We start from the raw sequence: 11947 nt of genomic DNA on the forward strand, positions 1-11947 counted from the left end.
TCGGCTCGCGGTGCGAGTAGGGATACCGATCTTTTCGGCACTTCATGAGGGAAACTTTAAGACTTTCCTGGCAAAAAACCTATATCGCCTCGCAGACGACATCGAACTTCAATAGCTCCGTAGGTCCGAACGCATTGCTGATAGCGACATCCGCCGCATCTCTGCCCCGCGCCATCAGAACCCGCCCCGTACGGGGCACATTGTTCCGCGGATCGAAGGTCTGCCAGCACCCGCCGACATACGCCTCGAACCACGCCGCGAAGTCCATCGTCGCATACGGCGGTGGCGTGCCGACATCGCTGATATACCCGGTGCAATACCGCGCCGGTATGTTCATCGCCCGGCACAGCGTCACGGCCAGATGCGCGAAATCCCGGCATACGCCCTTGCGCTCCTGCCACGCCTGCCAGGCGGTCTTGGTCGGCCGCGCGAAATCGTAGCCGAACACAATGTGCTCGTGCACATAGTTGCAAATCGCATCCACCCGCCCGCGACCGAGCGGCAGTTTGCCGAATGTCTGCCAGGCAAATTCGGATAGCAAATCAGTTTCGCAATAACGGCTGCCCAGCAGAAACACCAGCGAATCATCAGGCAGCGCCTCCACCGCGTGCTGCTCGGTCAACGACGGCCGCAGCTCCGGTTCCGACGACACCTCGAGCACCGCACTCGTCGACAACGCAAGCCGTCCCTGCGGGGCGACGATCCTGCTGCACAAATTGCCAAAGCCGTCGCGATACTGGCTGATCGGCACCGGTGGATCGACCGCCAGCAGATCCGCGCTCAACACGTCTTTCGCATGGGAATAGTGCGTGTTCAACATCAACATCATCGGCGTCGGTTGCACGCACTCATAGACCAGCTCGTAGCCAACGCGCAATTTCATTACGGCGCCCTCTTCCAGTTGATACGTTCAATGGACGCGTCCGGTGAGCAACCTGAGTTGACACTCCCTGCTAACACGCTCGATTTGTACAAATCCCTTCACCCGGTTCGCCCCTCGCTCGCCTTCGTCACGCTCACGTCGACCTGCAACCCGCGAAACGAATGCGATGCGCCGTGCCAGGTGCCCCACAAAGGCAATGCCTGGTAGTAATTCCACGCCACCGCCACCCGGATCAGATGGCGATTGCCGACTATGCTATTGGTCGGATCGAAATCGACCCAGCCGGCGCCCGGCAAATAGATCTGCAGCCAGGCATGCGTCGCACCGCCGCCCTGCGTGGCATCCTGCTCGGGCACGAACAGATAACCGCTGACAAAGCGTGCCGCAAGACCGAGTGAGCGCACCGCGTCCATCATCAGCACCGCGAAATCGCGGCAACTGCCGCTGCGGTTGCGCAAGGTGTCGCCGGGACGGTTCACCCCCTTCTCCGTGCGGCGCACATAGCAAAACGTGCTTTTTATCTCGAGCGTCATTGCGCGCAATAGCGCCATCGTGCTGCCCGTGCCGTTCGTACCGCTGATACCGCGGGCACCCTGCACAGGAACGAAACGGCGTGCCCATTCGTTCACGTCGCTGTCCGGATACTGGCGGCTGCGCGCGTTCACGAGATCGGAGGCTTCTTCGTTGGTGTACGCGAACGGCCAGTTCACGGCGTACGGCTCAAGCGCGTAGTCGGGCATGGGCGTTTCGAAGTGTTCGAGCGTCGCTTCGCTATCGAAGCGCAATTCGCTCGCCTTCCCCGTGAAACTCGCGACTGCCACCGAGTTGTCGAACACATCGTGCAGCCAGTGCAGCCGGGACGGTGTCGGTGTAATCAGCAACTGGTTCGTGACGAGGCGCAAGTCGTGGCTGGCGCGCGGACGGAACATCATTCGGTGTTCGCCGAACCGGACGGGTTCCGAGTAGCGGTAGACGCTGACATGACGTACCGTGAAACGCTGTGGCTCAGTCATCTGACAGGCCGATGGATGCAACTGGATTCGTCCTGAGCATCACGTTCACGCTGGTAAAACCTGCTGCCGCGGCAGGTGCTGAGCGCCCGGCGCGGTTTGATCCTAAATGAGCCACAGCCGTGGTTTGGCGCGGTGGGACGCTGTCATCGACAAGCTTTCGACTTCAGCATACACCCGCCATATTGGTTGAAATCACTCATTTGTGCTCAGATGCCGCTGGGTGCGGAAGCTACCAGCAGGATCTGTTCGCGAATCTGGGCGAAAACCGTTCCCCAACAGAAGAACTGATCTACGTAATTGAGATAGTTTGATGCGGGCTGCCGATAGATATAATCCGCCGCTCGACCAATCCGACAAACAGCCTTCATGCGAGTCGCCGTCATTAGCGCCTACTATAAAGAGCCGCGTTACGTCTTACGAAGATGTCACGAAAGCGTTCTTGCGCAAGCGGGTAATGTGACCCACGTTATGGTCGCCGACGGATTCCCTGCCTCCGACATTGATAGCTGGAAAGGTGTGATCCACATCAAGATTCCCAATCACGCGGACTATGGGGACACGCCTCGGCGTGGGTGCTGCTTACGCATCTGCGAATGGCTTCGATGCGATCTGTTTTCTGGACACCGACAACTGGTATGCGCCGAACCATGTCGAAACGATGCGCATCATAGTCGAGGAAACGGGCGCACAGGTAGTCACGGCGACTCGAACGATTTTCACTGCCGACGGCCGGATGCTCGGCATTTGCAAAGAATCCAACGGCGTCGATTTCAACGACACCAACTGTTATTTCCTTACGCGTGCCGCCTTTCCCGCGTGCGCGGCGTGGTTATTCAAGGACCCGCGCGAAAGCATCCGCGGTGACAAGATATTCTGGAATGCCGTGCGAACCGGTGGCTACCTACATTTCCACTCGATTGTGCCAACCGTCAATTACGTGAGCACGTTCGCATTTCACTACGAGATGTTCGGCGAAGTTCCGCCCGACGACTCGAAGGTCATTGCGAAACTGCCGGGCCGCCAGAATTTTCAGATGGTTAGTTACGCGGAATATAAGGCGATGGGGGGAGCGGGCAGCAGGTAGGGGGCGTTGTATGCAAACAAAATCATGATGGCAGCGCGCGCACCGCGGCCGTCCGCTTCGCCTTGGCGCCATGACCAAACATCGGTCGGCCATGGAACTCAGCTCTCCGGCCAATTATTCTTCTGACGGCCTGTCAATTGGGTGCTGTGTAAGCGCCAGGCAATGTTTGATGTCAGGCCGGCCTGCCGCAATCACATTGAGCGCGGCAACCCCCAGTTGCAGCGCCAATTCGTCGTCAAACTTAAATTCGTCGCCGTCTAGAAAAAACGGCACTTCCATAATTCCCGAGAGGACCGGAGCCAGTCTGGCTGAATCTACAGCCTGCATGACCAATTGCTGAGGATCTTCGGTGTAGGTCAAAACTAAGGAATACGGCAGATGATTGGCCATGGATACCCTCCACAGTCTTGATAGATTTTGAACGCTCTCTGTCTATGCAGCACGGCGGCCTGCACGCCGCTCATGTCGAAAGCCATCGCATTGCACATGTCGATTTGAGCTTCATACTGTGCGAAGCATTCGTTTTAGAAATATCCGGCGGCGCCGCCCGCGCCGCTGGACCGTCGCGCTGACAGGACCGTTCACGCTTTCCTACGGCCTTCATCAGGCTCACTGCTGTCCTGTCGGCGCCATGGCCAGCCTCCAGTCAGACGGTTCTTAAACTCCGGCTGTCATTTTTCTGGCGGCTTCTCGATTGGGTGTTGGGTGACCGTCATATATTGCTTGATCTCCGGTTGACCCAGTGCGATCAGATTGAGCACTCCCCCTCCAAACCGGCGCGCGAATTCGTCGTCAAGCTTGAAATCGAATTCGTCTAAAAGGATCGGTGCTTTAAGCGTTCGAGCCAGGAACGGCGCCAGCTTTGCAGGGTCAACTAACTGCAAGATCAACTGTTGACTATCTTCGTCGTAGGTTACGACCACGGACCGTGGGGGATAATTAGCCATCAATGATCTCTACACTTTTAAAAGATTCGAGGCAACAACAAAACGCTAGTCGGTAACGCCACTCAACTTGTGCTTGCTACTCATCCGAGAGCCTATTGATTGGGTCCGGCGTAACAGTCATGTATTGCTTGATTTCAGGCTGACCCAGCGCGATCGCATTGAGCACTGCAACTCCAAGCCGACGCGCGAATTCGTCGTCAAGCCTGAAATCGAAATCGTCTAACAGGATCGGCACTGTGAATTTTCCAGCCAGAAGCGGGGCCAGTTTGGCTAGGCTCAACTAACTGCACGTTCAACCGCTGACTGTCTTGGTCGTAGTTCAGAACTACGGAGCGGGGCGGATCAATAGCCATCATTACCCTCTGCAAACATTATTCATCGATATCCTCCGTATCCGACTGCCGTGGCAACTCGTCGATTGGCTGCTGGGTAACATTCATGTATCTCTCGATGTTAGGCTGGCCCAGCGCAATCAAATTGAGCATTGCAACCCCAAGCCGTCGCATCGCACTTGTCGATTTGAGCTTCATACTGCGCTACGCATTCGTTTCAGACATCCGCCGGCGCGCGGCCCACGCCGCTGGACCGTCGCGATGACAGGACAGTTCACGTTTTCCTACGGCCTTCTTCAGGCTCGCGGCTGTCCTGCCGGCGCCATGGCCAGCCTCCAGTCAGACGGTTCTTGAACTCCGGCTGTCATTTTTCTGGCGGCTTCCCGATTGGGTGTTGGGTGACCGTCATATATTGCTTGATCTCCGGTTGACCCAGTGCGATCGTATTAAGCATTCCAATCCCAAGCTGTCGCGCAAATTCATCGTCCAGTTTGAAGTCTTTTTCATCAGCCATGACAACGCCCATTCGTCCTGCAACGAGTGGGGCAAGGCTGTTTGGATCAACAGTGTGAACGATTAACTGTTGCATATCTTTGTTGTAAGTCAGAACCACGGAATACGATGGATGATTAGCCATCGATACCCTCCACATTCTTAATAGATTTTGAATGCTCTCTGTCGATGCAGCTCGGCGGCCTAGGCGCCGGACGGTGGTGATAGGAGGACGGTCAGCACCTCTCCCACAGGCCTCATCAGGCCCGCTCCACTGTCCTTGATGGGATGGCCAAACATCGGTCGACCATGGCACTCAACTCTCTGGCCAATTATTCTTCTGACGGTCTGTCGGTTGGTGCCTCTGTAAAAGTTATGTACTGTTTGAGATCGGGTTGACCCAGCGCGATCAGACTGAGCACGCCAGCACCAAATCGACGCGCAAATTCGTCGTCAAGTTTGAACTCGAATTCATCCAGTAAGACGGGCATTTCAATTGCCCCTTTCAACGCCGTGGCAATCCTTGCTCGCTCGACTGACTGCAAGATCAACTGTTGGCGATCCTGGTCGTAAGTTACCAGCACGGAACATGGTGGAAATCTCATCATCAGCGCCCCCTGCACTCCTGATAGTCATCAAATGCATTCTTCTTGCAAAGCGCGAGGCCCGCCAAACCACCCATATATTTGGCAAGCGAGTTACACCTGAACATCTCGGACTCGTACTTCGCATGACAGTCCGCCTCACGCCACTCATTATCCCCGCTGCTCCCACACTTGACCATTCCACCGTTGCCGCTCGCGGCTCCGAAGAATGCGCTGTAAAGCACCATCCTCTTCGCAGATCCAGTCAGATCCGGCACAAGAACAGGATACGGAACCTGCGACTGATCGCTCAGCATCAGCTCCGTTGTCTCACCCCACTTCGGCAGTGTATCGCTCAGCTCGCTACCAAACAGCTTCCCTGTGAACTTCGCCTTCCACGCCACATAACATTCAACGCACATGTCGGGAACGAAGGTTCCTGCATCAGCCTTGATTCCCGTGAGCATAGGCGGTGGCGCAACCGGGTCATTACCTAACTCCCAGTTGGTTAGCCAGACGCCTAGCTCAGCGTCGTTGATCGGCTGCCACCACGCGCCGTTAGTTGATACCTTCGCCGAACGCGACGACACCATGCCATTCGCACCGTACTGATAGTCGACTGCCAGTACGCGGGAAATTCCGCCGTTTATCGAACTTGCCGGCTCTTTGTACTGAAAAGACTTTACACGGCCCCGTTCATCGTAAGCGATGCTCGCCTGGCCACTGTTACCCGCTATCTGCGTTGCACGGTTCGCGGCGTTTCGCTCGAGCGTTCGCATCGTCCATCCCGACACGGCGTCCTTGGTCGTCGCTATGTTGCCCTTTGCGTCGTAGGTATAAGTCCAGTCCTCGAGCTTCACGCCGTCCTGGATGACAGTGGCTGACACAAGGCGGCCTGCATCGTCGTAGCGTGCGCCGACTGTCATCTGATTGCCCGTCCCGAGCGCCTGCAGTCCCTGCTCGCCCGTCAGGTCAGTCGTTGCGCGCTCCGCATAACCCGTGACATTGCCTCGCGAGTCATAGACGAATGCGCGAACTTTGCCCGGCGTGGCGACCAGATGCGGACGCAGTGAACTGTCATCGGTGTACTCAACCGTCGTTACTGTCTTTTTCCCCGCACCTGTCGCAACCGCCTTCGTTGGCCGGTTGATGCTGTCCCACGTGTACTGGATATTTCCATCAGGAGTCTCTCTCTGTTTCAGATTCCCTGCTGCATCCCACGTGCGCGAGACTGTGCCGCCTGGTGTGGCAATTGAACGAGGGCGCCGCGTCTCCAGGACATCAAAGGTGTACGTGCTCCTGCCGGCCATGTCGCTGAGCGTCGTAAAGCCGGGACCGTAACTGAGCGACACGTTACGCGTCGTGTCAGGATGGCTGACTGAGCTTGCGCGTCCGTTCGAATCGTAGGTCCACGTTGCGATCCGCGAGCCGGATTCGTCCTTTACACCGGTCAATGCGTTGGGAAAGCGAGCGTCCTCGTATAAGTACTGACGAACGTAGCCATCTGGTGGGGTTAGCGAAGCGAGATTACCTTTCGCATCGTACGCATAGTGCGTGGAATCGCCAGAGGGCGTCACCATGCTCAGCATGCGACCGTCCTTGTCGTATTTGAGCGTAATTGTCGTTCGCGATGCGGGCAGTCCTACGCGATCGACAGGCCACTGGGCGATCGCCACAACCAGACGTCCGTTGTATGTGACCTCCCGAAACATGCCCGTGCGAGTTGTCTCGGACTGGAACAAACCCGTACTGCCCGAATACGCTTCCGTCGTACCAAGAAGTTCATCCTTCAGGTAGAAATACCCGTCGCCCGCTTTCGTCAGCTTGAGCCAGCGATTTGCCGGCACAACCCACGCGCCGCCAATCCATTTGAACACCAGCGCTTGCTGGTCACCCCGGTAAGCAACGATGTGCGGCACGCTCGCTTTGACCCCAAGCAGATCGAGCCTACGCTGCCAGTTGTTGACCCAGTTGCGACCCATCGCTGTCTGCGCAGTGTCATAGGGTGTCGAGAGATACGTGCGCTTAAAGACGAGTGGAAGCGTGTCGCCACTCGCAAAGTCAGCCTCAGAGAGCATGACAATGCCTTTCGCCGGCAACACCGGGTCCGCTACCGGACAGGAGTCGTCGGACTGAGGCGGAACCTGGACGCCGCCGCAATAGTCCGCAATCCAATCCGAGGCATTCGGACAGTTGTAGTAATTCATTGCGTTATAGGGATCGTCCGGGCCCGTCGACAAAGGCGAAGTGCCCGCGACCTGAATAGCGCAGATCGGGGTGCCGGGAATCCCGAGGGACTTCTGGTACGTCTGCATGCATTGCATGTAATCGGCCGCGTCGGCGCCAAACGTGACCAGTAGCAGCATGAATGCGGTGAACAGGCGCGCGGCCGCGCCTGTTAGATTCTCCGTAGATCTTTTGTTTTTCATAGTCATCCTTATTGGTTTACTTGGTTGACACCCAAGCACCCTATAAGGAGGCTTCCACCCTCTGCTATCCGACAATTCCTAAAACAAGGCCTCTTTTATTCCCGTACAAACGTCGCCCTCAAACCTCCTACGCAATCCGTAGGGATCTATGCAAGAGACCGTTAGTCGCCACCGCGTCGCAGAGAAAAAACCAGAAGGTCGGACGTGGAAAATCCGCCGTTCACAGTGAAGTGATGAGTCGCCGACACTAAACCCGGGCGACCGGAAGCGCAGAGACAGCACGCGGAGCGCGCGCCCATAAGGGACATAGCTAGCGCAGGAAAGCGCTGAGAAATTGATCGCCGTACAAACTACGATTCAAGAAATTAGAGCCGCGAGAAACGGGCTAAACCTCACCCGAGTGCCATCCGAACGGCAACCTCAAAGTTATCCCCAGTTTTAGTTCATAAATCTGTGCATAACTATCCGGCAAGATCGGCAAGCTCTTGATACGCCGGCTATTTTTGCCGCTACGCCGAAGTTGGGCAGACGAGGCGCATAGCCGTGTCGTGCGCCGGTTGTAGCGGAGTTTCGCCTCAATCGCAGTTGAGAGCCCATCTCGCCGTCGAGTCCCCCGCGCCGCACGCCGGCGTCACACGCATCAATCCCGCACCGCGCCCGCGGCATCCTCGCGCCCGCTTTCCGGCGCAGCCGGCGCACTACGCTCCTCGTCGCGCCATTCCTGCCTCGACCGCACCATTCTGCGCACAGCAAGACGCGCCATCTTCACCCAGCCAGACGGACGTGGATCGGCGAGCATGCTGAGCGCACGCGCATAATCGAGCGTCAGACCCGGCGTCCACGCCATCGTCGCGGCGCGTTTGCGCAGTTGCGCGGCCACCCACAATTCCGGCGTCGTAATCACGCGCAAGAACGGCCGCCAACCGCCGAGATCGCCCCACACGCGCGCCGACGCGCCTTCGATCGCCGCTTCCAGCGCGTGCGATACGGTACTCGAACAATTGCGATGCGTCAGGTTGTAGGTCGTGTCCTGACGATAGGTGTCCCAGAAACGGCGCAGCCGCGCCGGATCGTAATTGCGTATGCGCACCTGAACCGTCGACGGACACCATGCTTTCGATTCAGTCGGATAGTCAGGCTGAAATAAACCGGGCACGTCGTTCTCGCTGGTCGCGCGCAGAAGCCGCGCGAAATCGTCGGGTGAGCGATCGATCTCGACGCCGGGATACAGGCTGATATAGATACCCTCAGGCGATTCGAGCGCGGCATGCCCGGTAGATATCACACCGTTGCGATCCACCGCGGCAATATAGCGGTCGACAATCAATTGCCGCCGTGCCTCGCTCCTGGACGATCCCACTGGCGTCCACACATGCACAGTGAGCGCCTCTTCATCGGCGGCGGGTGGGCCGTCCCATTCGACGACACCCAGCCGACCGGGCGCGATCGCACTCGCCGCGGAATTAGCGGCATCAGCCGTTGCGTCATCCGAAGCGACCGCGAGATTCGACGCGAGACGCCGCACCCGCGTGCTCAGCAAAATCATGTTCCAGCCGCCGAATATCAGGCCGAGACCGAGGCAGTACGGCACGGTGCCTACATAGTGCGTCGGATATGGCTGATAGAAGAAAATCGCCAGCGCGATTTCAATCGCGCCGCCGATCATCGCGAGGCGCCAGGTACGATATCGAACGACCTTTGCGGAGACGATCTGCAGCAGACCGTCGGCCAGAAAGAGCGTGCCGAAGATCATCGACAGAATGAAGTTGCCGTGGTGATGGCCGACGAGAATCAGCGCCGCCGCGAAGCAGAATGCGAAGCCCTTCACGTAGCGCAGCGTGCGTTGGCCGCCCATGCCGGTCCAGGCGACGGCCAGCGTGGCGAGTCCTTCGAGCAGCAGCAATACGGCGAACGGTGTGATCGGGAAATAGAGCGCGCTATCGAGTGCGTCGATGAACACCACCACGCCAAGCGCGAGGCTCATCCAGCCGATCAACTGCAATGAACGCCAACGCGTACGCAAATAATCGACACCCAGCAGGATCATAACCAGCCGAACCATCGCAAACCCTCCGTGATCGATGCGCCTTTCTGGTCGTAATCTTAACCATATTCATGGTAGCGGCGTAACCGGCCCCCTATAGCGATGATCCACGCGCGGCGAAGCTGACATCCAGCGCCGCCCCACCTATGCATCGCGCATCGGCATCATATGATCGCAACGGAATTCTCAAACGTATTTGTGACGCTCATGCCGATGCGCCTTCGCCGGACGTACGCCGCGTTTGCCCACGCTCCTGGCCGCGTGCGGTTCGTCAGCACGCGGCGCGGCCGATGAAGTGGCTGCTGCGGGCAACGGTCCCGTTGCGGCATCGATGAGCTTCTGCAATTCGTCTTGCGCGTAAGCAGGCAGCGGTGCGGGCGGATACGTCGCAGCGGCAGCCATGACCGTGGAGGAAGCCGCACAAGCGAGGCCGAGAGCGATGATTAAGCAAGCGATTTTCATGTCGAGTCCTGGTCGGGATGACGCGGCCCGCATGATTGGAAAACTGGCGCGCGTCGATGAATCGGAAGATTCCTGACGGCTCGCACCGTCAGCACAAGCAGTGTGACGGCAGGGACATGATGGGTAAATTTTATTAAGCCAGATTCAGATATGGCTAATCTGGCTTAATAAGTGACGAATAAGCGCCGGCGTGGGAGATTCTCGACACGCCGGCGCGCTGCGTGACTCAGCGCAACGCTACTCAGGCCGCCGCGGCTTGCGGCATCGCCTCGCCCTGCTCGCCGCCCAATGCGTCGAGCAGATCGCATAGCATACGGTCGAGTTCGGCGGTCATCAGTGTCACGTCGGAATCGAAGCGTTCGTCGTCGTTCTGCGCGGTGGGGTCGCTCGCTTCCTTGAGAACGTCGAGCGGCGCGATGCGCTTGATCGTCAACGAAGGCGTCAGCACGAACGACACGCGGTCGTTCCACGTCATCGCGAGACGCATGCATTGTTTGCCGGCCTCGATATGGCGGCGCATGTCTTCGGCGTCCAGGGTATGTCCAACGTAGCGCACCGTTGCATTGCCTTCCGCCGGCGAGCGCAACTCGGTGTCCTGGTCGAGCGTGAAGCCTGCGGGACCTTCGCCTGAGAGAAGCCATCCGGTCATCGCCGCAACCGGCGATTGCGTGACACGCACGGTACCGAGCGGCAGTTGATCGATCGACTTCACCAGCAGGCCGCGCACTTCGTCGGCGACGGCTTGCGAGCCCGCATCGATCACGAGCCAGCCGTTGCGGGTATCGATCCACACGCGCGTGTCGCGGCGAATGCTGAAGGCGCGCGGCAGCAGTTCGTCGGTCACCTGCTCCTTGAGTTCGCGCATCTGCTTGCGGCCGGGTTTGAAGCCTTGCTGTTCTTCGAGTTCGAGCGCACGCGCCTTGGTCACCTGGGTGACGACAGAGGCCGGCAACAATTTCTTTTCGGCGCGAAACACCAGCAGCATCTGGCCATTGAGCGCATACACCAGCGAGTCGTTGTCGCGTGGCGACGCCCAGCCATGGCTTTGCATCTCGACGCTGTTGCCGGGCGCGAACGCGTGCGGCGCAAGCCATTTCTCGATTTGTTCAGGGGTAACGGACCACGGAGCGGGAAGACGGTGCAACTGAAGGTTTTTGAACCACATGGGCGGGGTCTTGTTCGGGCAAAGCGCGTCATTCTATCCGACGCGGCAAGGATGGCGCGCTCGGGCGCGTACCTGCCGCTCTGTGCCGGGGCGCCGTCCCCACAAGCGTAATTTTCGCTTTGGGTTCAAATCACCTAGACTTTTCAGGAGGCACGCGACTTGGACGGAGGCGGCCATGGCCGATGAAACCGCACCCTGGCGGATGGTGGAGTACGAGGGTTTCGAAATTCACGTGGCGCCGTTTCTGAAAAATCCGCCCGATGAGGCGAAGCCGTCAGCCGTGCCTGATAACCGTTACACGTATGTCGGCCATGTGTGCCATCCTGGCGCCAATCCGGCCATCCCGGGGCATGCGGTGCCGTTTCATGCGGACGGCGAAGAAAGCTTCGCCGGCATGGAAGAGGCGCTCTACGAAGGCATACATGTGGGGCGCAGCATCGTCGACGGCACGCACCCGGATTTGACGGTGCTGCCACTGGTAACGGGCGGCGTGTAACGCACTAACGCGCGCC

General features: G+C 58.3%; 14 protein-coding genes. 2 read left to right on the forward strand and 12 right to left on the reverse strand.

Features of this window, described 5'->3' with window-relative positions:
* Positions 1-79: 79 nt before the first annotated feature.
* Together GH665_RS15430 and GH665_RS15435 are read right to left on the reverse strand one after the other, a co-directional pair.
* A complete protein-coding gene (locus tag GH665_RS15430) occupies positions 80-883 on the reverse strand; it encodes a transglutaminase-like domain-containing protein (protein ID WP_153136568.1) in 804 nt (267 codons plus the stop codon).
* Between the two features lie 98 nt (positions 884-981).
* Complete coding sequence (locus GH665_RS15435) at positions 982-1896, reverse strand: transglutaminase family protein (RefSeq protein ID WP_153136569.1); 915 nt, start codon at positions 1894-1896, stop codon at positions 982-984.
* Positions 1897-2446: 550 nt separating this feature from the next.
* On the opposite strand from GH665_RS15435, the gene GH665_RS15440 reads away from it, so the two are divergent.
* Entirely contained in the window at positions 2447-2980 is a 534-nt protein-coding gene (locus tag GH665_RS15440; protein WP_153136570.1) for a glycosyltransferase family protein, read from the forward strand.
* A 114-nt stretch (positions 2981-3094) separates the two neighbouring features.
* Here the strand turns inward: GH665_RS15440 and GH665_RS15445 are convergent, their stop codons facing one another.
* From GH665_RS15445 to GH665_RS15485, 10 genes are all read right to left on the reverse strand, one after another.
* Complete coding sequence (locus GH665_RS15445; RefSeq protein ID WP_153136571.1) at positions 3095-3370, reverse strand: hypothetical protein; 276 nt, start codon at positions 3368-3370, stop codon at positions 3095-3097.
* Positions 3371-3651: 281 nt separating this feature from the next.
* On the reverse strand, positions 3652-3927 hold the full coding sequence (locus tag GH665_RS15450) for a hypothetical protein (protein ID WP_153136572.1): 276 nt from the start codon (positions 3925-3927) through the stop codon (positions 3652-3654).
* 76 nt (positions 3928-4003) lie between these two features.
* Entirely contained in the window at positions 4004-4207 is a 204-nt protein-coding gene (locus GH665_RS15455) for a hypothetical protein (RefSeq protein WP_343038715.1), read from the reverse strand.
* Positions 4208-4298: 91 nt separating this feature from the next.
* The gene (locus tag GH665_RS38745) at positions 4299-4457 is read right to left on the reverse strand and encodes a hypothetical protein (RefSeq protein WP_167530950.1); all 159 of its coding nucleotides are present in this window, start codon (positions 4455-4457) and stop codon (positions 4299-4301) included.
* Between the two features lie 166 nt (positions 4458-4623).
* Positions 4624-4896, reverse strand: coding sequence for a hypothetical protein (locus tag GH665_RS15460; protein WP_153136573.1), 273 nt, complete (start codon positions 4894-4896; stop codon positions 4624-4626).
* 187 nt (positions 4897-5083) lie between these two features.
* Complete coding sequence (locus GH665_RS15465; protein WP_153136574.1) at positions 5084-5359, reverse strand: hypothetical protein; 276 nt, start codon at positions 5357-5359, stop codon at positions 5084-5086.
* Entirely contained in the window at positions 5359-7764 is a 2406-nt protein-coding gene (locus tag GH665_RS15470) for a DUF6531 domain-containing protein (protein ID WP_153136575.1), read from the reverse strand. The genes GH665_RS15465 and GH665_RS15470 overlap by 1 nt, the downstream gene beginning before the upstream one ends.
* A 640-nt stretch (positions 7765-8404) precedes the next feature.
* Entirely contained in the window at positions 8405-9826 is a 1422-nt protein-coding gene (locus tag GH665_RS15475; RefSeq protein WP_153136576.1) for an HdeD family acid-resistance protein, read from the reverse strand.
* 168 nt (positions 9827-9994) lie between these two features.
* Positions 9995-10270, reverse strand: a complete 276-nt coding sequence (locus GH665_RS15480; RefSeq protein WP_153136577.1) for a hypothetical protein — start codon at positions 10268-10270, stop codon at positions 9995-9997.
* 241 nt (positions 10271-10511) lie between these two features.
* Complete coding sequence (locus tag GH665_RS15485; protein ID WP_030102935.1) at positions 10512-11435, reverse strand: recombination-associated protein RdgC; 924 nt, start codon at positions 11433-11435, stop codon at positions 10512-10514.
* A gap of 175 nt (positions 11436-11610) precedes the next feature.
* Here GH665_RS15485 and GH665_RS15490 point away from each other — a divergent pair, with 175 nt between their 5' ends.
* On the forward strand, positions 11611-11931 hold the full coding sequence (locus GH665_RS15490; protein ID WP_153136578.1) for a hypothetical protein: 321 nt from the start codon (positions 11611-11613) through the stop codon (positions 11929-11931).
* Positions 11932-11947: the final 16 nt, after the last annotated feature.

The organism is Paraburkholderia agricolaris (assembly GCF_009455635.1).
In the GTDB taxonomy this organism is placed as follows: domain Bacteria; phylum Pseudomonadota; class Gammaproteobacteria; order Burkholderiales; family Burkholderiaceae; genus Paraburkholderia; species Paraburkholderia agricolaris.

Excerpts from the sequence above, each read along its gene's own strand:
- GH665_RS15430 (WP_153136568.1), bottom strand. The coding sequence starts at position 883 with ATGAAATTGCGCGTTGGCTACGAGCTGGTCTATGAGTGCGTGCAACCG.
- GH665_RS15450 (WP_153136572.1), bottom strand. The coding sequence starts at position 3,927 with ATGGCTAATTATCCCCCACGGTCCGTGGTCGTAACCTACGACGAAGAT.
- GH665_RS15480 (WP_153136577.1), bottom strand. The coding sequence starts at position 10,270 with ATGAAAATCGCTTGCTTAATCATCGCTCTCGGCCTCGCTTGTGCGGCT.
- GH665_RS15460 (WP_153136573.1), bottom strand. The coding sequence starts at position 4,896 with ATGGCTAATCATCCATCGTATTCCGTGGTTCTGACTTACAACAAAGAT.
- GH665_RS15435 (WP_153136569.1), bottom strand. The coding sequence starts at position 1,896 with ATGACTGAGCCACAGCGTTTCACGGTACGTCATGTCAGCGTCTACCGC.
- GH665_RS15465 (WP_153136574.1), bottom strand. The coding sequence starts at position 5,359 with ATGATGAGATTTCCACCATGTTCCGTGCTGGTAACTTACGACCAGGAT.
- GH665_RS38745 (WP_167530950.1), bottom strand. The coding sequence starts at position 4,457 with ATGAAGCTCAAATCGACAAGTGCGATGCGACGGCTTGGGGTTGCAATG.
- GH665_RS15440 (WP_153136570.1), top strand. The coding sequence starts at position 2,447 with ATGGGGACACGCCTCGGCGTGGGTGCTGCTTACGCATCTGCGAATGGC.
- GH665_RS15485 (WP_030102935.1), bottom strand. The coding sequence starts at position 11,435 with ATGTGGTTCAAAAACCTTCAGTTGCACCGTCTTCCCGCTCCGTGGTCC.
- GH665_RS15470 (WP_153136575.1), bottom strand. The coding sequence starts at position 7,764 with ATGAAAAACAAAAGATCTACGGAGAATCTAACAGGCGCGGCCGCGCGC.
- GH665_RS15445 (WP_153136571.1), bottom strand. The coding sequence starts at position 3,370 with ATGGCCAATCATCTGCCGTATTCCTTAGTTTTGACCTACACCGAAGAT.
- GH665_RS15475 (WP_153136576.1), bottom strand. The coding sequence starts at position 9,826 with ATGGTTCGGCTGGTTATGATCCTGCTGGGTGTCGATTATTTGCGTACG.
- GH665_RS15490 (WP_153136578.1), top strand. The coding sequence starts at position 11,611 with ATGGCCGATGAAACCGCACCCTGGCGGATGGTGGAGTACGAGGGTTTC.